This window comes from Roseinatronobacter alkalisoli, from assembly GCF_028745735.1.
GTDB lineage: Bacteria > Pseudomonadota > Alphaproteobacteria > Rhodobacterales > Rhodobacteraceae > Roseinatronobacter > Roseinatronobacter alkalisoli.
The window spans coordinates 151,762-173,849 of the sequence record NZ_JAQZSM010000002.1 but is presented as its reverse complement, the minus strand read 5'-3'; the positions used below and the strand labels follow the sequence as shown (position 1 = coordinate 173,849).

Below are 22,088 nucleotides of genomic sequence, written 5' to 3'. Positions count from 1 at the left end.
AAGGTCTTGGGGGACATGTGACAAATGATGCAGATACCTGAACATCGGTCGCGCCTGCGCATGCAGCCGTTGACGAAACTGGCGAATAGCCCGAAATGGCAACTGGAAACATTGCGCGCCCTGAACGAGCCGCTGTTTTTGTGGTTCACCCACGGACAAGGGCGCATCACTGTCGCGGGCAGCGCGCGGGGATTTCACCCGCATAACGCAATCTTCATACCCGCAGGTGTCATGTTCAGCTTTCAGGCGATGACCCGCGTACAGGGAATGGCCATCTATTTCGGTAGCGACCATGGCCTTACGCTGCCGGATACACCTTTGCATCTACGCCTGCGTGACGGCACATCCCAGTCCGAGGTTGGCCAGATCGTCGATGCCGTCCAGCGCGAACTGGACGGAGGGCGCCGGCTGGCAGAACGCGCGGCGCTGTGCCAGCTGGGGCTGTTGTCGGTCTGGCTGGACCGCCACCGCGCCGCACAGGCGAAAGACACTACCCAGGCCGGACCGCGCAACGCCAATGAACGGCTGACGGCACGCTACACTGCCCTTCTGGAACGCGAATTCGGTTCCGCATTCAATATTTCGGATTACGCGGCAGCTCTGGGCGTTACGCCCACGCATCTGACCCGCGCCTGCCGTGCAAGTTGCGGACGCACCGCACTGGCCCTGCTGCAGGACCGGCGCCTGTATGAAGCACGGCGCATGTTGTCGGAAACCATGGTCCCGGTGCAGGAGATCGCCCGCGGGCTGGGGTTTTCCACCCCCGGATATTTTGCACGCGCCTTCGCGCAGCAAACAGGTCAGCCGCCGACCGTCTGGCGCAAGGCACATACAAGCATGGCGCGTCACTGATCCGGCAGGGCTTAGTGTGACCTGCTTCGCGCGGCACCCGCCAGAACAATAAGCAGCGCATGTCCTGCCAGTCCCACCCCGGTTTCCCCCGCCGTGGAAAGGTCGCGCACTGTCGGCGCAATCTTTCCACGGCAGGTCGGCTTTCCGGCGCATGCGGGCCATGTCACAGGTCCAGGTGCAATTGCGCAGGATCTTCCTTGCGGCGGCGCGCGACACCCTGACCATGCGCGCCCGCACCGCTGCGTCCTGCCCGCGAGGCATGCCTTGCCGCAACCAGCTGCGCCACATCCTGAAATCCCGCCTGTTTGCGCAGCCCCCACAGCATTTCGCGCGCAAATTTCCCCGCCTGCGCCAGATCAACAACCGGCGCGGGGTATCGCTGCCCCAATCCACGCCGCCCCTCACACCAGGTCCAGGGGGTATGGATATGCTGTTGCGGCACATGGGCCAGTTCAGGCACCCAGGCGCGGATGAAGCGCCCGTCAGGGTCATGGTCCAGCCCTTGCTTGATCGGGTTATAAATCCGTATCGTGTTTATTCCAGTGGTCCCCGATTGCATCTGGCATTGCGACCAGTGGATCCCCGGTTCATAGTCGGTGAACATCCGTGCCAGATGCGGACCGGAATCGCGCCAATCCAGCCAGAGGTGATAGCTGGCAAAGGACATCAGCATCGCCCGCATGCGGAAATTCAGCCAGCCGGTCGCATTCAGATAGCGCATGCAGGCATCAACAAAAGGGACACCGGTTTCGCCCCGCTGCCACGCCTGCAACAGATCACGTTTTTGCCCGCGTGGACGCAGGGTTTCATGCGCCGCATGCAGGCACCGGGTTTCCAGTTGCGGCGCATCTTCCAGTTTCTGGATGAAATGATCATGCCATGCCAGACGTTTGCCGAAACTGCTCAGTGCGCCATTCCACCCGCCCTGCCCCGCGTGATCGGCCCGCGCCTGTTTGCGGGCGTGCTCCACCGCGCGCAGGGACAGAACCCCCAACGCCAGATGGGGCGACAGGCGCGAACAGGCGCGTTCCGCCGTCAGGGGCGATGACATTTGCGCCCTGTACCCCTGCCCGCGTGTTTCCAGAAATGTCTGTAATGTATGCACCGCGGCCTGATACCCGCCACGTTGACGGTTCGGGCAGGTGTCGGGTTTCAGGCGCAGGGCCTTCGCATCGGGCAAATGCTGCAATGTGGTGATTTCCGGCAGGACCGGGGCCAATGCCTGTGGGGCGTCCAGCAGCGGCAGGGACATGAACCCGTCCCGCAGCCCTTGCCAGCCATTGCGTGACCGCAGGCGGCGCACCACGCCCGATTGTGGCAGTTCCACCCAATCGACCCCCGCGCTGCGCGCCCATTCCCCGACCTGACGATCGCGCGCATAAGTCCAGCCATTGCCTGTTTCTTCATGGCTGATCATGCGCGTCACATGATGGCGCCGGCACAACCGCGCCAGTTCCTGCACCGCATCGCCCATGCGGATGACCAACGGCTGGCCGCGTTCCGCCAACCCCACGCGCAGTGACTGCAGGCATTGGGCCGTGAACGCCCATTGCCGCCCCGATGTGTCGGGCAATGCCCAATAGTCAGGTTCGATAATATAGACAGGCAGCACATACGCCCCCGCAGCCACCAGCGCAGGATGATCATGAAGGCGCAGATCGCGCTTGAACCAGACAAGGACAGGGCTGTTCATGACGCCATCACATATCGCAGGGAAAGCGCGGGTCAAGGCAATTTGTTCACTTAATGTTCACACCCTTGATCTACCTTGGCCAACTATGTGAAAGAACTGGGGAAGGGGTATATACATGTGCGCAGAATGAAACTGATTCTCATCATCTGGCTTAGCCTATGGGCGGTGCCAGTATTCGCATGCCCCGTCCCGGTGAAAGACGAACTTGCCATTCATCTGGACGCAATTAACCAGGCGCGCGAAGCGGCGGGGCGCGGAAAACTTGCGCTGTCACCGGAATTGACACGCATCGCGCAGGACCACGCCTGCGACATGGCACGGCGCGGATATTTCAGCCATGCCAGCCCGGAAGGGGCCGACATGATGGACCGGCTCGCCGCCGCGCAGTTGCAGGGGATCTGTCGCGCCGCCGAGAATATCGCCAGGGGACAACGCGATATACCTCAGGTTATGCGCACCTGGCTTCGTTCGGACGGACACAGGCGTAACATGCTTGACCGACGCCTGACACTGGTCGGAATCGGGCGCGCCGCTGGCCCCCATTGGGTGCAGTTATTCGCCGCAGAATGCTGACATTGTGCAATCGCGCGGCGTGACCCAAGCGGTGTTTGCTGTCAGCTGCCGACTGGGCTACACCCGGTCCGTCACCTTGCCGGAGAAAACGCATGCGCGAAACGACACCCCAGCCTGTTTTTCTGGCCGATTATCAGCCGCCCCCCTTTCTGGTAGATACGGTCGCGCTGACGTTCCGACTGCACCCAGGCAGGACGCAGGTTCTGTCCGAAATCCGCTTTCGTCCGAACCCGGCGGCGACACCGGGCCATGACCTGCGGCTGGATGGTGAAGGGCTGCGCCTGCTTTCCGCCAGCATTGATGGCAAGTCGTTGATGGCACAACCGGACGCGACTGGCCTGACCATACCTGCCGCTGACCTGCCGGAGGACGGGTTTCTGTGGCAGGCCGAGGTAGAGATTGCGCCCGAAGGCAACACCGCGCTGGAAGGCCTGTATATGTCAGGCGGCATGTATTGCACCCAATGCGAGGCAGAAGGCTTCCGCAAGATCACCTATTATCCCGACCGCCCCGATGTGATGGCGCGTTTCCGTGTTCGTATTGAAAGCGACCTGCCGGTGTTGCTGTCAAATGGCAATCCTGTGGACTCTGGTCCCGGTTGGGCCGAATGGGACGACCCGCACCCCAAACCCGCCTATCTGTTTGCATTGGTGGGCGGCGATCTGGTTGCGACAACTGACAGTTTTACAACAATGGACGGGCGCAACGTCACGCTGAATATCTGGGTACGGCACGGTGATGAAGGCAAAACTGCCTATGCCATGGATGCGTTGAAACGGTCGATGGCATGGGATGAACAGGTCTATGGCCGCGCCTATGATCTGGACATTTTCAACATTGTCGCTGTTGATGATTTCAATATGGGCGCGATGGAAAACAAGGGCCTGAACATTTTCAATTCCAGATATGTTCTGGCGACCCCCGAAACGGCGACTGACGCGGATTTCGCCAGTATCGAACGCATCATCGCACATGAATATTTCCACAACTGGACCGGTAACCGCATCACCTGCCGCGACTGGTTCCAGCTTTCCCTGAAAGAGGGGCTGACCGTTTTCCGCGACCAGCAATTCATGGGCGACATGCGCAGCCACGCCGTCAAGCGGATCGAGGATGTGCTGACACTGCGCGCGCGCCAGTTCCGAGAGGATGCAGGCCCGCTTGCCCACCCGGTCCGGCCTGAAAGCTATGTGGAGATCAACAATTTCTACACGGCCACTGTCTATGAAAAGGGCGCGGAACTGATCCGGATGTTGCGCCTTCTGGTGGGCGAAGACCGTTATCGCGCAGCCCTGGATCTGTATTTCATACGCCATGACGGGCAGGCCTGCACGATCGAAGACTGGATTTCGGTTTTCGAGGAAGCGGGCGGGCGCGATCTGTCGCAGTTTAAGCGCTGGTATGGGCAGGCAGGCACCCCGCGCATTGACGTCACCGAAGACTGGCAGGACGGGCGTTATACGCTGACCCTGCGCCAGCATACGGCACCAACCCCCGGCCAACCCCTGAAGGAGCCGTTGCTTATTCCGGTGGCGCTGGGGCTGATGGGCACTGATGGCCGTGAAATTCTGCCGACACAGGTTCTGGAACTGGACAGCCCGACCCTGCGGGTGACATTCGACGACTTGCCGGAACGGCCTGTCGCGTCTGTTCTGCGGGGGTTTTCGGCACCGGTAATACTGCACCACAAGCTGCAGTCAGATGAACGCGCGCTGCTGCTGGCCCATGACACCGACCCGTTCAACAGGTTCGAAGCGGGGCGCAGCCTTGCGCGCGAAAACCTGCACGCGATGGTCCTGCAACAAACCACAGCACCGGACCAGAACTTCATCGATGCGCTGCGTGTCTTGCTGCGCGATGACACGCTTGATCCCGCATTTCGCGCACTGGTATTACGCCTGCCTGAACAGGATGATCTGGCCGCGTCCCTGCATGAGGCAGGCCACACCCCCGATCCGGATATGATATATGACATGCGCCGCGCCGCGCAAACAGCCATCGCACGGGCGCTTGAACCGGATCTGGCGCGAATTGCGCAGCAGATGGAAACCCCCGGCCCGTATGATCCCGCCGCCCGCGATGCCGGACGCCGGGCGCTTCGGGTGCAGGCAGTGACGATTCTGGCTCATGCCGATGGCGGCACCGCAGCAGCCGCGCTGTTTCAAAGCGCCTACAACATGACCGAACAGATGGGGGCATGGGCAGCGCTGCTGGCCATTGGCGCGGGCGAACAGGAAGGGGCGGAATTCTACCGTCACTGGGCGCAGGATCGTCTGGTTCTAGACAAGTGGTTCATGGCGCAAATCCTGCATGCTAGCCCGGATCATGCGGTCCCGCTGACAGACGAACTGTCCCGCCATGCCCGGTTCGACTGGAAAAACCCCAACAGGTTCCGCGCGGTCATCGGGGCACTGGGGGCCAATCCGGCTGGCTTTCACCGCAGCAATGGGACAGGTTACCAACTGGTCGCTGACTGGCTGCTGCGGCTGGACGGGGTCAACCCACAGGCTGCGGCGCGCAACTCGGCGGTATTTGAAACATGGCGACGCCTTGATACGAACCGCCAATCCCTGATCCGGGCCGAATTGCAGCGGATTGCGGGCAATCCCGGACTAAGCCGCGACATGGCAGAAATGGTCGCGCGGATGCTTGGGGATTGAATTTTGTAGACAACACATGATGCGCCGCCTGCGGATAGCATTGTCATGTCGGATGGACCGGCAGGCTGGTCGATTTCAGCCTGAAGGGGGCGCCCAAAGGCACGAAATCAAGGCCGCAGGTGGCCCAACACACGCAACTGGTCGGAACCAGCACCGACGCGCAATGGTCCGACCTGATCTGCGTATGCCCTAATCCGCATCTTCTGCACGGGCCAGGGCCGCAGGCGGCTGTGCCGCCATCGGTTTGCGTTCCAGAACCAGTGGCAGGCTGACCCGGAATGCGGCCCCACCCTGCCCCGGCACATAGTCGATATCACCGCCAAGATTGTTCATGATTTCGCGGCAGATGGCCAGTCCAAGCCCCGCTCCGCCCGCCTGAAGCGAATCTGTCAGTCGCGAGAATTTTTCGAATATCAGCGCCTGCTTGTCGCGCGGAATACCCGAACCGTTATCAATGAAATCCACTTCCAGCATGGTTTTGCGCTGGCGCACGATGATCTTCATCTGCGGATCCGTCGCGTCACAATACTTGCGCGCATTCGACAGGATATTGATGAAAACCTGCGTCAGGCGGCCGGAATCCGTCACAATTTCCACGTCTTCCGGGTCACGGCTACGCAGAATGCGGAAATTACGCTGGGCCTGCACGGATTTCGACGCAGAAATGGCCTTGTCGATCAGGTCGCGCAGGTTGACCGCGCGGATATCCAGCGACACCTGCCCGTGTTCCAGCACACTCAGGTCCAGCAGATCATCAAGCAACCGTGTCAGGCGGATGGATTCGTCATGAATGATACGGGCGAAATGTGCCTGCTCCTGCACGCTCATGTCACCCGCATCCATCATGATTTCGGAAAATGCCCGGATCGATGTCATGGGCGTGCGCAATTCATGACTGATCTGACTGAGGAAGGCATCCTTCTGGTCCGACAGGGTGCGCAGTTTTTCATTGGCATCACGCAGCTTGCGGGCGGTGCGGGTCAGTTCTTCGGACTTGGCTTCAAGCTGGCTGGAATATTCAATGATCTGCGCGGTTTCCGACGCCACCGCCATCAGATCCTCGACTGAGACAACGGCGGTGCCGACAGTCTGCGAAATCATCGCATGCGCCGTAGCGGCCCCGACCGAGCCGGACATTTTCAGTTCCAGCCCCTGCAGGAATTCCGGTGTGATATCAGGCAGAAAACCGGATTTTCCCTGCAATTCGGCCTGCGCGCGGAAAAATGCCTGCCCTTCGCTGGCACCAAGAATGCGCTGCGCCATGGGCAACAGATCTTCGGCCTGGGCGACAGGGTTTGTCCAGCTTCGCGTGGGGCCGGGCCGGTCAAAGATATTCACGAACAGCGCGCCTTGCACCCGTTCGATCGGGCTGGGAAAGCTGAGTAGCGAACCAAGACAGAACGCAAGCGTGTTCAGCAACAGCGACCAGAACAGCGCATGCAATAACGGGTCCAGCGTCGTCAGGCCAAACAGACTGTAGGGCCGCAACCATGACTGCCCCCAAAGCCCGTGTTCCAGAACCTGCGCCGATATCATGACATCGGGGCCGAAACTGGGCAGAAACAGCGAATAGAACCACAGACACGCGCCGATACTTAGTCCAAGCGCCGCGCCATTGCGACTGGCCCCGCGCCAGAACAATGCACCCATCAGCGCGGGCAATGCCTGCGCTACGCCCACAAAGGCCACAAGACCAATGGCTGCCAGGGCCTCTGACCCGCCGGAAATGATGTAATAGATATAGCCCAGCGCCAGGATCAGACTGATCGACAAGCGCCGCACACTCAGAACCAGCAGGCGCATATTGCCGCTGTCAAGGTTCCGCGCCGCGCGCAGTTTCAGCCAGAGCGGCACCACAATATGATTGGACACCATTGTCGCCAATGCCAGCGACGCCACAATCACCATGGATGTTGCCGCCGAAAACCCCCCGAGAAAAGACAGCAGCGCCAACCCGTCCTGCCCCAGATGCAAGGGCAGTGTCAGAACGAACATGTCTGGATTGGCGCCTTCCGGCATCAGTTCCATACCGATAACGGCAATGGGTAGGACAAACAGCGAAATCAGGAACAGATACAGCGGAAAAGCCCAGCTGGCCGTGGCAAGATGCTTGTCATCGATATTTTCGACAACAGTCACCTGAAACATGCGCGGCAGACAAATGATCGCAATGGCCGACAACAGAATAAGGCCGGTCCAGCGCCCCGGCTGAATGGTCCATTCCGGCAGGGCCTGCGCGTCGATCCGGGCCAGAATGTCGCTTGGCCCGCTTGCCACAAACCACACGACGAAAATGCCCACCGCAATCAGCGCGATCAGCTTGACGACCGCTTCTACTGCGATGGCCGTGACCACACCGTGATGCTGTTCATTCGCGTCCAGATTGCGGGTGCCGAATGCGATGGTAAAAAAGGTCAGACCCGCCGCCACCCAGAAGGCAATAATGTTCTTGTCCGCAGCCAGCGGCACCCGTCCGGGATCTGAAACGAAAACCGTGAATGAAAGCGCAATGGACTGCAGCTGAAGCGCAATATAAGGCGTTCCCGCCGCCACGCATAGCAGTGTGACTATCACGCCCAGCAGGTTCGATTTGCCATAGCGCGCCGAAATCAGGTCCGCAATGGACGTGACACGATGTTCCCGTCCAATGCGGACAAGTTTGCGCAGCAACACCCACCAGCCCACGAAAACCAGCGTCGGCCCCAGATAGATGGTCATGAATTCCAGACCGGAACGCGCGGCATACCCAACCGCGCCGTAAAAGGTCCAGGCCGTGCAATAGACCGACAGCGACAATGTATAGACCAGTGGCGAACGCAGCCATTTCGCCCGCCCCTGCTGCGCACTGCGTTCGGCCGCGGATGCCACGAAGAACAGCAATATCACATAAGCGATGCAGGTCAGGACAAGCAGATTGAACGACATCCTTAGTCGTCCTTGGGCGCGACAGGGGGCATACTGGGCGCTGCCATGCCCTGACGCCCGGAAACCGGCGTAACCAGCGGACGCGGCGGGCCCAGACTACGCCGCAACCAGAGGGACATGACAAACGCCGCCAATATCAACCCGATCCACACCAGAAACAGATACACCGCTTCTGCTGCGGTGGGCGGGCTTTCTGCCCCGGAATCCAGCCGCATCAACGGCAGTACCAGCAAGATCAGTCCCAGAACCGGCAAAATGCGCGCGGCATCCATCAACCGGCGCATGCGGTAACTGTCGCGGGCCAGAAATTGCGTATTGCGGGATGGCAGTTTCATGTCCCTGTCATTTCCTGAACGGCTGCCACCACTTCTGCATTGGCAAAGGGCTTGGTCATGAACCGGGTAACCCCCAGCCGCTCTGCTTCTTCGCGGTCAGCGGCCTGCCCTTTTGCGGTCAGCATCAGAACGGGCATCGCCTGTGTGGCCGGGTTCGCGCGCAATGTCTTCAGAATGTCAAACCCGCTGAACCCCGGCAGCATAAGGTCCAGTATCAGCACGTCAGGGGGATTGGTCTGTAAGGCGCCAACCGCCGCGACGCCGTCGGCTGTGACATCCACATGCCAGCCATCTCGCGTCAGGATAAAGCGTATCGCTTCCGAAATATTGGGTTCGTCTTCTATAACCAGAACGCGCTTATCCAATTCGGTATCCCTCCATCATCGGCGGCGGTTTTGCAGCGGTGCTGCGCAATCCTGCCGCCTGATCCCCCGTCGCGTGCCGGGCCGCGCCGCATTTACCGTTGCGCCGATCCTGTCCGGCATGCCCTCCTCTGCGGTGCCGACTGAGAGTTTTATCCAGCATTCCGCGCAGTCTGTCAAAGTCCCATATTGCGCCAGCTATGCGAATGTCACCAGAATGGACGGCTCGCGCCGTGCCGGACAGTCCTGTTGGGCGCAGGTCCGGCAACTGCCACCGACCACCAATGGCTGCTGCCCCGCAGGCAGGTTCGTCGGGCCGCTGTCGGGGACAACCAGCATCGTGGACTGCATGACAGGCGGTATGTCGAAACCCGGTGCCATCTCCGGCGCGCAGATCGCATAGGCCGTGAAACGCCGCCCCATCCGGCCATCGGTAAGCAGCGTAACGCGCAGGGGCCGTCCGGGGCAGTGCAGCGCCTGATAAAGCGGCCACAGCGGACACCCGCCCCCGAAGCGCGGCATCGGAAATCCGTCAACGGCGCGGCGCAGAACCAACGTACCGGACCCGTCGCAGACCACCAGACCGGGCATGGCATGGGCCGTCAGGCGATCATCATCAGCAGGCAGCATCGCCAGACGCCGCAGCACCTGCGGCAAGGGCACCCCGAAATGCTGCGCCAACTGATCAGGGGCAGCGCCAAGTTCCATCATGGCATCAACGAACGGGTCAAGCGGCAGCGCGCGCGTATCTTCCTGCAACCGCACCAGCCATTGCAACGCCAGTACACGGGATGCATCTGATGACAGTTCAACCTGCCCTTCCACCAGACGCGACAAATCCGCAAGCGGCATGGTTTCAAGCGCGGGGTAATGAAACCCCATGCGCGCAAGCCATGCTTCAACTTCTTCCTGGGGCGCAGCAAGACCGCTTTCAGTGTCATCCGCCGTATCAAGGTAATTGACCAGCGCCACAGCCCCTTCAGCCAGACGTTTGGAATCATTCAGGATGTTTTCGTGAAAACGGGCTTGCCATTCCGGCGCAATATCGTCGCTGTCGTTAAGGATTGCGGCTGTTGACTGCACAGATGTTACCGCAGAAATGATTTCATGCAGCGCGGCCCCCAGATATGGGTCATGGGTCATGCGGTCGCTTAAATGCTCGACCACGCGTTCCAGACGTTCCACGCGCGCCTGTGTATCGGCCAGCACTTTCGCCCAGCCCGGAAACCGCCCTGCAAATTCATCCACACGCTCCAGATCAGCCAGATTTGCATCGGTACGCAAAGCCGCCGCGCGCGCCCCTTCGACAAAGCGGATATCGCCATCCTGCACCAGCGCGTCCTCGGACACGCCAAGTGCCTGCGCCACCGCCTGCAACAAGGGTGCGCTGACCTTGCGGCGGTTGTGTTCGATAAGGTTCATATAGGACGGTGATACGCCCACCATTTGCGCCAGATCGGACTGGCGCAACCCGCGCAGGTTGCGCCTTGCACGAATACGAGTTCCGGTCAGACTGGATTTCGACAATTTACACTCCCCGCTGGCGCAGTTTACAAAACTTTACAGTGATGTGAACATAAAATGCGCAATATCCGCCCGTGCCTTGCGCCCTTATCACGACCAATCGGGAAAACCCCGCTTCACACTTGGGCAACACTCCCGTATAAGTCAGGCCGAATAAGGGGGCGCAGCAGTGCCCTTGTAAGCTATGTCAGCATATCGAGGACCAGATGAATCAGACCCGCAATGACGCCGATGTCGCCTTTATCAAAGCCCTTGCGGAACTTCTGAACGACAATGAATTGTCCGAACTCAGCGTCAAGCGCGAATATGGCGAAAATGACAGCCTGAATGTGCGCGTTTCCAAGATGACGGCGCAGCAATTCGTTGCCGCCCCTGCTCCGCAATACCAGCAGATGGCCGCACCTGCCGCCATGCCGCAAGCGCCCGCCGCAGCCGAAGCGCCCGCAAACGCCGACCCTGCCCAGCAACCCGGCGCGGTTACCAGCCCGATGGTCGGCACCGCCTATCTGGCCCCCGAACCCGGAAGCGCGAATTTCGTCAATATCGGTGATCAGGTCAACGAAGGCGACACGCTGCTGATCATCGAGGCGATGAAAACCATGAACCATATTCCCGCCCCGCGCGCAGGTATCGTCAAGCGCATCGTGGTCGCAGATGGCAGCCCGGTCGAATTCGGCGCGCCGCTGATGATCATTGAATAAGGCACATGTGATGTTTCAGAAGATCCTCATTGCAAATCGCGGTGAAATCGCGCTGCGCGTCATCCGGGCCTGTCGTGAAATGGGTATCGCATCCGTTGCAGTGCATTCCACCGCGGATTCCGATGCAATGCATGTGCGCATGGCAGATGAAGCCATCTGCATCGGCCCACCCCCATCCGGCCAAAGCTATCTGTCTGTGCCCGCCATCATTTCCGCCTGTGAAATTTCCGGCGCAGAAGCAATTCACCCCGGCTATGGGTTTCTGTCGGAAAACGCAGCTTTCGTGCAGGTGGTCGAAGATCACGACATCACCTTCATCGGCCCCTCTGCCGAACATATCCGCATGATGGGCGACAAGATCACCGCCAAGGAAACCATGAAGGCACTTGGTGTGCCCTGTGTTCCGGGGTCCGATGGCGGTGTGAAGGATTTTGAAACTGCAAAGACCGTCGCAGCCGAAATCGGATATCCCGTCATCATCAAGGCAACGGCAGGCGGCGGCGGGCGTGGCATGAAACAGGCCCTCAACGCATCAGAGCTGGAAAGTGCTTTCCGCACCGCCCGGTCCGAAGCAAAGGCCGCTTTCGGTAATGACGAAGTCTATATCGAAAAATACCTGAGCACCCCACGCCATATCGAAGTGCAGGTTTTCGGCGATGGCAAGGGAAATGCCGTGCATCTGGGCGAACGTGACTGTTCACTGCAACGCCGCCACCAGAAGGTTCTGGAAGAAGCCCCCAGCCCCGCCATTGACGCCGAAACCCGCGCCCGTATCGGCCAGACCTGCGCCGAAGCGGTGGCCCGCATCGGATATCGCGGCGCAGGGACAATTGAATTCCTGTATGAAAATGATGAATTCTATTTCATCGAAATGAATACCCGCCTGCAGGTCGAACACCCGGTGACCGAGGCAATTTTCGGTGTCGACCTGGTGCGCGAACAGATTCGCGTTGCTGCGGGGGCTGATTTGTCCTTTTCGCAGGATGACCTGAAGGTTCTGGGTCATGCGATCGAAGTGCGCATCAATGCTGAAAAGCTGCCGAATTTCACGCCCTGTCCCGGTCGGGTGAACACCTATCATGCGCCCGGCGGGCTGGGTGTGCGGATGGATTCGGCGCTCTATTCGGGCTATTCAATCCCGCCCTATTACGACAGCCTGATTGCAAAACTGATCGTGCATGGCCGTGACCGGCCAGAAGCACTGGCGCGGCTGAACCGTGCTTTGGGCGAACTTATCATCGATGGTGTTGACAGTTCAGTGCCGCTGTTCCGCGCATTGCTGGAACAGGAAGACGTGCTGACGGGCGCGTATAACATCCATTGGCTGGAAAAATTTCTGGCAAGCACGCTGGACCCGAAATAACCCGCAGACGCAGGCCATTCCGTCAGGAATGGGCCTGCGCCCAGCGGAACAGCAAATCCTGCTGCATGTTTCGCGCGTTGCGTGCCCAGGCGGCCGTTCCATCAGGGCGGTCCGTCTGCCCGCCCGCCACGCTGGACCGCCGTGTCAGGTCCGCCGAACACATAGCGAATGCCAGATCCCGCCCGCCCGGTGCCGCAACATAACCGCCAAGCGCTGATACGAAATAAAGCGTCCCTGTCTTGGCGCGCACATCGATGCCGGGGTTTGACAGGATATTGCCGTTCCCGTCACGCAACGGGTGTTCACGCAGCAACCCGCGCAGCACCCCTTCCTGTCCGGCCCGCCGGAACATGTTGCACAGATCAATCATCGACACGCGCGATGCGGCCCCAAGGCCGGAATGGTCCACCAGACGGGCACTGGACATGCCATAGCGCGCCCGCGCCCAGTCCGACATCTGCCCCGCCGAGGCCGCCAGACTGCGCGGCGACGTCCCCGCCTGCACGCTGCTGGCCATCAGACCAATCGCTTCCGCGGTGATGTTCGTCGAAAAACGCAAAGCGTCGCGCAACACTTCGGTCAGCACCTTGGACCGGTGTTCGGCCAGAACCTGCCCGCCCGGCGGCGACTGGGTTACCTGCGGTGCGGGCAGTGTCACGCCCTGCGCGGCACCAAGGGCGCGAAACACCTCGCCTGCGTAAAGTTCGGGATGGCGCACGGGCAACCAGCGCGACCCGTTGTTGCCCAATGCCCCGCGCGCAACGGTCCACACATCCTGCGACTGCCCGCGGGTATAGGTATAAAGCGGGCTGGCGCGGTTCGCGACCTGCATACGGGCCATCTGCACCGCTGGCCGGTGCCTGTCAGATCGCCCGTCCATGGTGACCGTGTAATCACTGCCCGCGCGTGTCCAGCCGAAATGCACCCGGTTGAAGTTCAGGTTCAGTCCCGAAACAGTGGCATTATACCCCGCCTGCACCGCCTGATCATTCGCGATCTGTTCGACAAATGGCAAAGCCCCCCCCCAGACATGGAAGCGCCCGTCAATCCGCTGGACACCCGCACTGCGCAAATCAGCGGCCATACGGGCCAGATTATCGGTGTCCAGCAGCGGGTCACCCCCACCCGCCAACACCAGATCGCCGCGCAACACGCCATCCGCAACGGTGCCGGTCGTCATCAGGCGCGTGCGGAACTGATAAGCCCCGCCCAGTATTTCCAGCGCATACAGCCCGGTCAAGGTTTTGGCCACGCTCGCCGGGGGCAGGGGCGTATTTCCGCCCCGCCCCTCCAGCAGGTTGCCACTGGCCATGTCCATAACCGCATAGGACAGATCCCCGCCAAGCCCAGCACGCGACACAATTCTGTCCGCAGGTTGTGCGGGGCGTTGTTGCGGGCGCAGGGACCGCTCCGGCGCTTCGGCACATGCCGGAACCGCGCACAACGCACCCCCTCCGACCAGCAGACGCAAGACACTGCGCCGATCCCCCCCTGGGCCCTTATCCATCACGCTTTTCCCTGTAACCGATTCTACGCGACGCGCTTTCTGCGCCAACACATATGATGGCAAGCATTTTGATATATTAATCAATACTTGCGCGCAGAATAAAGAACTTCCCTGCACCTTGAGCCACAAAACAAAGTGTTTCCGACACCAAAACGATCAGCTACCCCCATCCTCCCGCAGCGCGCAACTGTGTCGAAGAAATATCGCGCATGGGAATCGTGATATAGCACCATGCCGGTGCCTGCATGCTGGCAAGCTGTTGCGCGCGTATCGGTAAAACACGACGATCCGCATACGCCCGCGCCGCAACCGATGACAAGGCCCGGCGTTGCTGGCCGGGACGGGCTATCACCGCGACAGGCACTGTTTCCATAATCCAGCGCCAGTTTTCCCAATGGTGAAACCCTGCCAGATTATCCGCACCCATGATCCAGACGAACCGGCGGCCCGGATAAAGCTGCATCAGGCGACGCAGCGTGTCAGCGGTATAGCGGGTTCCCAGTTGCGCCTCTGCGGTGGTGACATCCACACGTGGATGCGACATCAGCGCTTCGGCGCGCGCCACCCGTTGCGCCATTGGTGCGGGGCCATTGGCCTTCAGCGGGTTGCCGGGCGATACCAGCCACCACAGCCGGTCCAGCGCGAAGGCCCGCAAGGCGTGTCGTGTCACATGCGCGTGCCCGTCATGCGCCGGATCGAATGACCCACCAAACAGACCAACTGCGGTCCCTGTGGGTGCATGTGGCAAAACATGGCGGGCGACAATGGGCAAGGTGTGAACCTTATCGTTCAGAAACAACAGCTTTGCGACATACGCCCCGCACGCCGCGAATACAAGCATCGCGGTAGCTTGCGGCCGAATATGCTGCGGACTGTGGGAATGGTGGTACCGCCTCCCCGGCTTGAACGGGGGACCTCTGGATCCACAATCCAGCGCTCTAACCAACTGAGCTAAGGCGGCACTGCGGGCGATTTAGCGTTGCTGGCGCGTGAATGCAATAGGGCATGTGCTTGAAAAACCCATACACTGAGCGTATCGCATCATCTGGGCCGCTTCCTGTGACCACCAAAGCGGATTTATATGAATTGACGCACAACGCAGAACCGGGGCAGTTCTGTAACTGTAACCTAGCCCCCACCTTCGGGACCGGGGCAAAACCAAGGGGTATGTAACATGGGAATCAATTCGGAAAGCGAAATTTCCGCTAATCTTCAGATCGGGCCGACTACATTAGGCATGGTCCGCATCTATGTCGCCGGGGACGGCATTGACCTGCCGCTGGATTTCGACCCGGACGAGGCCGAAGAAATAGCCCAGGAATTGCGCACCGCAGCCGCAGGCGCACGCAAGATGGCGGAATCCGCAAAGTCGAAGAAAAAGTAACGCCGCGTAATATCACGCCGGTGCAGGAAACACCGACAGGGCAGGCTTGCTTCGGCCTGTCCTGTCGGCCGGGCTATACAGGTCAGATCAGCATGATCCGCGCCATGCCCGTCGCCGTCTGGTAATTGCAGCGCACTTCGATCTGTGATCCGCTGCGGCTGACGCGCAGCATGACGTCGCGCGCGTCCTGCCCATCCGGGCCCGTCACACTGCGCGACCCTGCCACGCCCTGAACATCAAGGCCACGGTCCCGACCCGCTGCGATACAGGCTTGTTCCGCGCCAGTGGCTCCCGAGGGCTGGACATCTGATTGCGGCGCAGATGACGGGGCCGGAATAACCCTTGGGCCGGTTGCCATCGGTGCGGCCATGCATCCGGCCAGACCCAAAGCCAGGGCAAGTGCCGCTGTAGGCCGGAATATCCGCTGAAACCTTGCTTGTGTCATTGTACTGCTCCAAATTCTGTCAGGTTCCCGCCTGCAACAGATCTTCTGCTGCGGCGCGGGCTGCTTCGGTAATGGTATCACCCGACAGCATTCTTGCAATCTCCTGCACCCGGTCATCGGCGGAAAGCGGCACAACGCGCGATAACGTGATGTCATTGTGAATGCGCTTTTCGACCCGCCAGTGATGGGCACCAAGGGCCGCAACCTGTGGGGAATGCGTGACCACCAGAACCTGCGCCCCATCCGCCAGTGCGCGTAACCTGCGCCCGACAGCATCGGCGGTGGCCCCGCCCACGCCCCGGTCGATTTCATCAAAGATCATGGTCACACCAGACGCCCCGCGTGCCAGACAGACCTTCAGCGCCAGCAGGAAGCGCGATAATTCACCGCCCGATGCAATCCGCGACAATGGGCCTGCCGGGGCGCCGGGGTTGGTTGCCACTTCAAATGTCACGGCGTCAACGCCGTCAGGGCCGGGGGCGTCCGCGCTCAGGACGGTGGTGAACACCGCACGGTCCAATTTCAGCGGGGCGAGTTCGCGCGCCATATCCGCATCTAGGCGCAATGCGGCACCCGCGCGCGCGGCACTCAGGTCACGCGCAGCGGCATCATAGCTGGCCCGCGCGTCTGCTTCGACGGCGGCCAGATCCGCCATATGCCGCGCACCATTGTCCAAAACCTCCAGTCGCTGGCGCAGTGTGGCGGCAAAATCCCCCAGATCGTCCGCCAGAACGGAATGCTTGCGCGCCAGACCGCGCAAGGCGAATAATCGCTCTTCAACGGCTTCCAGCTCCATCGGGTTAATATCCAGCGCGTCAAGACAGGCTTCAACGCCGTTCTGGGCATCGCCCAGGGCATCCATCGCGCGGCCAAGCGCTTCCAGCGGGGCATCAAGCCGCCCTTCAACCGCGTCTGCAGCCCCTTCAAGCCAGCGCGTCGCATCCATCAGCAGGCGTTCCGCACCATCATCTGACAGCGCCACGAAAGCGCGCGCCACATCGCCCTTCAGCTTTTGCGCGGCCTGCATCAGGCGGCGACGGGAATCGAGCGTGGCTTCTTCGCCCGGTTCAGGCCCCAGCGCGTCCAGTTCCGCAACCGCATGGCGCAGGAAATCTTCTTCGGCCTTGACTTCGGCCAGACGCGCAGCTTCGCTTTCACGCGCCTTGCGAGCCTTGCGCAATGCCGTCCATGCGCTGCGCGTGGCCACAATCTGATCTGCAACACCGGCATAGGCATCCAGCAAATCGCGATGGCCGCGCGGGTTCAACAGCCCGCGATCATCCTGCTGGCCATGCAGTTCGACCAGCGTTTCCGACAGCGCGCGCAACACCTCTCCCGACGCGCGGCGATCATTCACCCATGCAGTTTTGCGCCCGTCGCGCGTATTTATCCGCCGCAGCAACAGCGTATCGGACTGCGCAAAACCCGCCTCAGCCAGAACCGCCTGCGCCGGGTGGTCGGGCGCAAGCGCGAATTCGGCCACCACTTCGCCCTGATCCGCCCCCTGACGCACCAGATCGGCACGCCCGCGCCAGCCAAGAACAAAACCCAAACTGTCCAGCAGGATGGATTTTCCCGCACCGGTTTCCCCGGTCAGCACATTCAGACCCGGCTGAAACGCAAGTTCCAGCCGGTCAATGATCAACATGTCCCGAATATCAAGCGACAGCAGCATACGCGCCCCTAGTCCTGAACTGACATGGGCGGTATCAGATCCATTCCCCGCGCACAGCCTGACGGTAAATGCGGCTTAGCCAGCCTTCGCCACTATCCGCAGGTTGCAGCCCCTGCCTTGTCAGCAGGTTGAAACTGTCCTGATAGAAGGGGTTCGCTTCGAAGTTATACCCCAGAATCGCCGCCGCAGTCTGTGCTTCGCCGCGCAGGCCAAGCGACAGATAGGATTCCACCAGACGATGCAGTGCTTCCGGCGTGTGGGTCGATGTCTGGAAATCCTCGACCACGACACGGAACCGGTTGATGGCCGCATTGTAATTGCCACGCTTCAGATAGTAGCGCCCGATTTCCATTTCCTTGGCCGCCAGATGGTCAAAGGCCAGTTCAAACTTCAGAACTGCGGAACGGGCATAGTCCGTATCGGGGTAATCCTCGATTACGCGGCGCAAATGCTGCAACGCCTGAAAGGTGATGCCCTGGTCACGGCCAACTTCATCAACCTGATCATAGAATGACAGCGCCAGCAGATAAGCAGCATAGGGCGCTTCTTCATCATTCGGATAGGTGTCAAGGAAGCGCTGCGCCGCGCCACGGCTTTCTTCATATTCACGCGCGCGGTGGTGACCATAGGCCTGCATGATCAGGGAACGACGTGCCCATTCGGTGTATGGATAAAGCCGTTCTATTTCCTTGAAATAGCGCAGCGATCCGGTCACCCGCCGGGATGTTTCCAGTTCATACTCACCGCGCTGGAAAATCTCTTCGGCGGTGAATCCGGACAATGATTCGTCCGGGCCGGTGTTGCGGTTACAAGCCCCCAGCGCCGCCAGAACAGCAATCCCTATTGCGAAACCCCGAAAGCCTGCGCGCGAAATCATCTTGGCACTACCCCATCCCATCAAAGAGTGCCTTTGTCCTAGCACATAAAAAACCGGGGCGCAAAACGCCTTTTTGCCACTGTCCCACCTGCATCGCCACAAAGCGTCATGCAGATAGCGGCATATCCTTCTTGCTTAGATTTGCGCCCGGCAAACGCGCTATGTTCTGCGCATCACAAGGGGTGATTTCGTAATTCTGCGGATCGGCAAACAGCGCCTGCAGCAACTGGCCGGTCAGGGCATGCCCTGCCTTGATTCCCTCATAGCGACCAATAACCGGATATCCCGCAACATACAGATCGCCCATTGCGTCCAGCATCTTGTGGCGCACCGGTTCATCCGCACGGCGCAAGCCACCCGGCGTCAGGACATTGCCCTGATCAAACACCACAGCATTGTCCAACGTGCCACCAAGGGCCAGTCCGTTGGCCTGCATCATTTCGACATCGGCGCGCATGCAGAATGTACGGCAATCGCTCAGTTCGCGCAGAAAGGTTCCGTTGCACATTTCCAGTGCCCGGCTTTGGTGGCCGATGGCCTTGTCAGCGAAGTCGATCTCAAACGCCAGTTCCAGAACCGGCGCGGGCGACAGGCTGGCCCGCGCGCCATCACGTTCCACACTGACAGGGCGCAGCACACGCAGCACACGAACCGGCGCATCGCAGGATTTCAGGCCTGCTGCCAGAATGCGCGTCACGAAAGGTGCGGCGCTGCCATCAAGGATCGGCACTTCCGGACCGTCAATTTCAATGCGCAGATTATGGATACCGCAACCATGCAACGCGGCCAGCAAATGTTCGATTGTGCTGACACTGGCACCGTCGCTGTTGCGCAACACAGTGCAAAGGTTTGCTTCCATCCAGTTTCCAGGATGGACTGCGATCACCTGATCACCTTGCATATAGTCCAGGCGCACGAAGCTTATCCCATGATCGGCAGCCGCAGGGCACAGACGCAGACGCACAGGTGCCCCGCTATGAAGCCCTGTTCCTGCAATGCTAATGGGTTGCGCTATGGTTTGCTGCTTCATTTTCCGCCGGCCTATCCGCTTTTTCCTGCATCTTGTGCGATGCTTGCGCTTACCTAACGCGTCCGGGTCCAAAGGTGCAATTCACAGATTGTGACCTTCTGTAACAATCCCCGCCTGCATTCGGCGGGTTACCGCACATTCCGTGTGTCGCGGATTCCCGGTTTGCAATCGAAATGTCGTCACGGCCCGCCCCCACGTTTTCGGCAATTGCCGACCCACGAAAGCAGGCAGTCACCCCACTGACTCGCAGCGCTTATCAGTTTGTTTTTACAGCATAAAAAAAGACCGGCATCGCCGGTCTTTTTCAAGTTCCTGAAACTGCGCTTTCCCGGGTTAGTTGGCCTGACGCCGCAGGAAGGCAGGAATTTCAATTCTGTCATCAGATGCCGCAGGCGCGTGCTCTTCGTCATATTGATGCATCGGCGGCGCTACACGGCGCTGCGCACTGGCCGGGGCGCTGTCATGCCCGTGACCAGCCATCCGGCTGATCAGCGATCCGATACCAAAGCGCGATGCGCCACGCTCTGCTTCAGCAGACGGTGCAGGCGCTGCGGGGTGCGCACGTGTGGGGGCGCCATGTTCCGGTGCCTTCTGAACAGCACGCTGCAAACGCGCCAGTGTCTCAGGCGACGGGGCGCCGGGTGCTTGACGGCGCGGTGCCGTAAATTGCGCAGAAGGGTGCGGTTGCTGCCCACGCCCGCCATTGTCGATCACGGCATCGATATCAAAACCGTCATCCGGCATATCATCATAGGCCGGGGCGTCATACCGGTCATGCGCCGTCGGGCGTGGCTGCTGTGCAGGCATCTCCCGCTGCTGGAATGATCCGGGATGCTGTTGTTCATACCGCGGCGCAGGTTCATGGCGTTCCGGACGCTGCGGCATTTCCCGCGAGAACAGATTTGGCTGCTGTTCTTCCGCATAGGCAACAGGCTGTTCCTGGCGCTGGGGGGCCTGCTGCTGCGGCTGATAATGCTGCTGATGTTGCGGCTGCTGCGCCGGGGCAGTCTGCGCGACAGCCGGTGCAGGTTGTTCAACCGGCTGCGGTGCGGCAGGGGCCGGACGCTCGGCACGTTCGGGCGCAGGCACGGGCGTCGAAAGGCTGCGGCGGGGCAGGTCTTCGGCCTGAGTGTTCTGAACAGCGTCAATACCAGTTGCCACAACCGACACGCGCAACGCGCCTTCCATGGCTGGGTCCAGCGTGGAACCGACGATGATATTCGCCTCGGGGTCGACCTTTTCGCGAATGCGGTTCGCAGCTTCGTCCAACTCGAACAGGGTCAGGTCATAGCCACCGGTGATGTTGATCAGGACACCGCGTGCGCCATGCAGGCTGATTTCGTCCAGAAGCGGGTTGGCAATCGCCTTTTCGGCGGCCTGAACGGCGCGGTCTTCGCCGGTCGCTTCGCCGGTTCCCATCATCGCCTTGCCCATTTCATCCATCACGGCGCGGACATCGGCGAAATCAAGGTTGATCAGGCCGGGGCGCACCATCAGATCCGTCACGCCCTTGACGCCCTGATACAGCACGTCATCCGCCATGGCGAAGGCTTCGGTGAAGGTGGTTTTCTCATTCGCCAGCCGGAACAGGTTCTGGTTGGGAATGATAATCAGCGTATCGACGACCTTTTGCAGCGCATCAACGCCTTCTTCGGCCTGACGCATGCGCTTGGCACCTTCGAACTGAAACGGCTTGGTCACGACGCCTACAGTCAGGACACCCAGTTCGCGCGCTGCCTGTGCAATGATCGGTGCCGCGCCGGTGCCGGTGCCGCCACCCATGCCCGCAGTGATGAAGCACATATGCGACCCGGCCAGATGATCGATGATTTCTTCGATGGTTTCTTCAGCCGCAGCACAACCGACCGAAGGCCGCGCGCCTGCGCCCAGCCCTTCGGTGATCTTCACACCCATCTGGATGCGGCCCGGTGCCTTGCTCTGCTGCAGGGCTTGCGCGTCGGTGTTGGCGACGACGAAATCGACCCCCTCCAACTGCTTGTCGATCATGTTATTGACCGCATTGCCACCTGCGCCGCCCACACCGAACACGGTTATTCTGGGGGCCAGTTCCTGATGCGTATCAGTTTCTACGAAATTCAATGCCATGATCACTCCGCCTCGTTTTTTGCCGAACCCTGCCCGCCAATTTCCCGCGTCAGGGTGCTGGTTTTGGTTGAATCCT

At 60.4% G+C, this 22,088-nt stretch carries 18 protein-coding genes and 1 tRNA gene; 6 read left to right on the top strand and 13 right to left on the bottom strand.

Annotated features, from left to right (window positions below):
- The first annotated feature begins 24 nt into the window (after positions 1–24).
- Positions 25–852 carry a helix-turn-helix transcriptional regulator gene (locus tag PUT78_RS03195; protein WP_274350658.1) on the top strand — a complete coding sequence of 276 codons (828 nt, stop codon included), beginning with the start codon at positions 25–27 and terminating at the stop codon, positions 850–852.
- Positions 853–1,015: 163 nt separating this feature from the next.
- On the opposite strand, the gene PUT78_RS03190 is transcribed toward PUT78_RS03195, so the two are convergent.
- The gene (locus tag PUT78_RS03190; RefSeq protein ID WP_274350657.1) at positions 1,016–2,545 is read right to left on the bottom strand and encodes an FAD-binding domain-containing protein; all 1,530 of its coding nucleotides are present in this window, start codon (positions 2,543–2,545) and stop codon (positions 1,016–1,018) included.
- Between the two features lie 126 nt (positions 2,546–2,671).
- Here PUT78_RS03190 and PUT78_RS03185 point away from each other — a divergent pair, with 126 nt between their 5' ends.
- Complete coding sequence (locus PUT78_RS03185; RefSeq protein WP_274350656.1) at positions 2,672–3,118, top strand: CAP domain-containing protein; 447 nt, start codon at positions 2,672–2,674, stop codon at positions 3,116–3,118.
- A gap of 92 nt (positions 3,119–3,210) precedes the next feature.
- A complete protein-coding gene (gene pepN / locus PUT78_RS03180) occupies positions 3,211–5,778 on the top strand; it encodes an aminopeptidase N (protein ID WP_274350655.1) in 2,568 nt (855 codons plus the stop codon).
- Positions 5,779–5,967: 189 nt separating this feature from the next.
- Here the strand turns inward: pepN and PUT78_RS03175 are convergent, their stop codons facing one another.
- From PUT78_RS03175 to PUT78_RS03160, 4 genes are all read right to left on the bottom strand, one after another.
- Positions 5,968–8,703: an ATP-binding protein gene (locus tag PUT78_RS03175; RefSeq protein ID WP_274350654.1), complete on the bottom strand. Its 2,736-nt coding sequence runs from the start codon at positions 8,701–8,703 to the stop codon at positions 5,968–5,970.
- Between the two features lie 2 nt (positions 8,704–8,705).
- The gene (locus tag PUT78_RS03170) at positions 8,706–9,038 is read right to left on the bottom strand and encodes a hypothetical protein (RefSeq protein ID WP_274350653.1); all 333 of its coding nucleotides are present in this window, start codon (positions 9,036–9,038) and stop codon (positions 8,706–8,708) included.
- The gene (locus PUT78_RS03165) at positions 9,035–9,403 is read right to left on the bottom strand and encodes a response regulator transcription factor (protein ID WP_274350652.1); all 369 of its coding nucleotides are present in this window, start codon (positions 9,401–9,403) and stop codon (positions 9,035–9,037) included. The genes PUT78_RS03170 and PUT78_RS03165 overlap by 4 nt, the downstream gene beginning before the upstream one ends.
- A gap of 195 nt (positions 9,404–9,598) precedes the next feature.
- On the bottom strand, positions 9,599–10,927 hold the full coding sequence (locus tag PUT78_RS03160; protein WP_274350651.1) for a helix-turn-helix transcriptional regulator: 1,329 nt from the start codon (positions 10,925–10,927) through the stop codon (positions 9,599–9,601).
- A gap of 203 nt (positions 10,928–11,130) precedes the next feature.
- Here PUT78_RS03160 and accB point away from each other — a divergent pair, with 203 nt between their 5' ends.
- Together accB and accC are read left to right on the top strand one after the other, a co-directional pair.
- On the top strand, positions 11,131–11,625 hold the full coding sequence (gene accB, locus PUT78_RS03155) for an acetyl-CoA carboxylase biotin carboxyl carrier protein (RefSeq protein ID WP_274350650.1): 495 nt from the start codon (positions 11,131–11,133) through the stop codon (positions 11,623–11,625).
- A 10-nt stretch (positions 11,626–11,635) separates the two neighbouring features.
- Positions 11,636–12,988: an acetyl-CoA carboxylase biotin carboxylase subunit gene (gene accC / locus PUT78_RS03150; protein WP_274350649.1), complete on the top strand. Its 1,353-nt coding sequence runs from the start codon at positions 11,636–11,638 to the stop codon at positions 12,986–12,988.
- Between the two features lie 22 nt (positions 12,989–13,010).
- Here the strand turns inward: accC and dacB are convergent, their stop codons facing one another.
- The 3 genes from dacB to PUT78_RS03135 all read right to left on the bottom strand — a co-directional run bounded on the left by dacB (position 13,011) and on the right by PUT78_RS03135 (position 15,456).
- Complete coding sequence (gene dacB, locus PUT78_RS03145; protein WP_274350648.1) at positions 13,011–14,495, bottom strand: D-alanyl-D-alanine carboxypeptidase/D-alanyl-D-alanine endopeptidase; 1,485 nt, start codon at positions 14,493–14,495, stop codon at positions 13,011–13,013.
- A gap of 160 nt (positions 14,496–14,655) precedes the next feature.
- Positions 14,656–15,336, bottom strand: coding sequence for a nicotinate-nucleotide adenylyltransferase (locus PUT78_RS03140; RefSeq protein ID WP_274350647.1), 681 nt, complete (start codon positions 15,334–15,336; stop codon positions 14,656–14,658).
- A 43-nt stretch (positions 15,337–15,379) separates the two neighbouring features.
- Positions 15,380–15,456: transfer RNA gene (locus PUT78_RS03135), tRNA-His, on the bottom strand.
- Positions 15,457–15,669: 213 nt separating this feature from the next.
- On the opposite strand from PUT78_RS03135, the gene PUT78_RS03130 reads away from it, so the two are divergent.
- Positions 15,670–15,879 carry a DUF6324 family protein gene (locus PUT78_RS03130; protein ID WP_274350645.1) on the top strand — a complete coding sequence of 70 codons (210 nt, stop codon included), beginning with the start codon at positions 15,670–15,672 and terminating at the stop codon, positions 15,877–15,879.
- Positions 15,880–15,961: 82 nt separating this feature from the next.
- Here the strand turns inward: PUT78_RS03130 and PUT78_RS03125 are convergent, their stop codons facing one another.
- From PUT78_RS03125 to ftsZ, 5 genes are all read right to left on the bottom strand, one after another.
- Entirely contained in the window at positions 15,962–16,324 is a 363-nt protein-coding gene (locus tag PUT78_RS03125; RefSeq protein ID WP_274350644.1) for a hypothetical protein, read from the bottom strand.
- A gap of 19 nt (positions 16,325–16,343) precedes the next feature.
- Positions 16,344–17,999 carry a DNA repair protein RecN gene (gene recN, locus PUT78_RS03120; protein ID WP_274350642.1) on the bottom strand — a complete coding sequence of 552 codons (1,656 nt, stop codon included), beginning with the start codon at positions 17,997–17,999 and terminating at the stop codon, positions 16,344–16,346.
- A gap of 34 nt (positions 18,000–18,033) precedes the next feature.
- Positions 18,034–18,897: an outer membrane protein assembly factor BamD gene (locus PUT78_RS03115; protein ID WP_420793445.1), complete on the bottom strand. Its 864-nt coding sequence runs from the start codon at positions 18,895–18,897 to the stop codon at positions 18,034–18,036.
- Between the two features lie 85 nt (positions 18,898–18,982).
- Positions 18,983–19,906 carry a UDP-3-O-acyl-N-acetylglucosamine deacetylase gene (gene lpxC / locus PUT78_RS03110; RefSeq protein ID WP_274350640.1) on the bottom strand — a complete coding sequence of 308 codons (924 nt, stop codon included), beginning with the start codon at positions 19,904–19,906 and terminating at the stop codon, positions 18,983–18,985.
- A gap of 333 nt (positions 19,907–20,239) precedes the next feature.
- Complete coding sequence (gene ftsZ / locus PUT78_RS03105) at positions 20,240–22,012, bottom strand: cell division protein FtsZ (RefSeq protein WP_274350639.1); 1,773 nt, start codon at positions 22,010–22,012, stop codon at positions 20,240–20,242.
- Between the last annotated feature and the right edge of the window lie 76 nt (positions 22,013–22,088).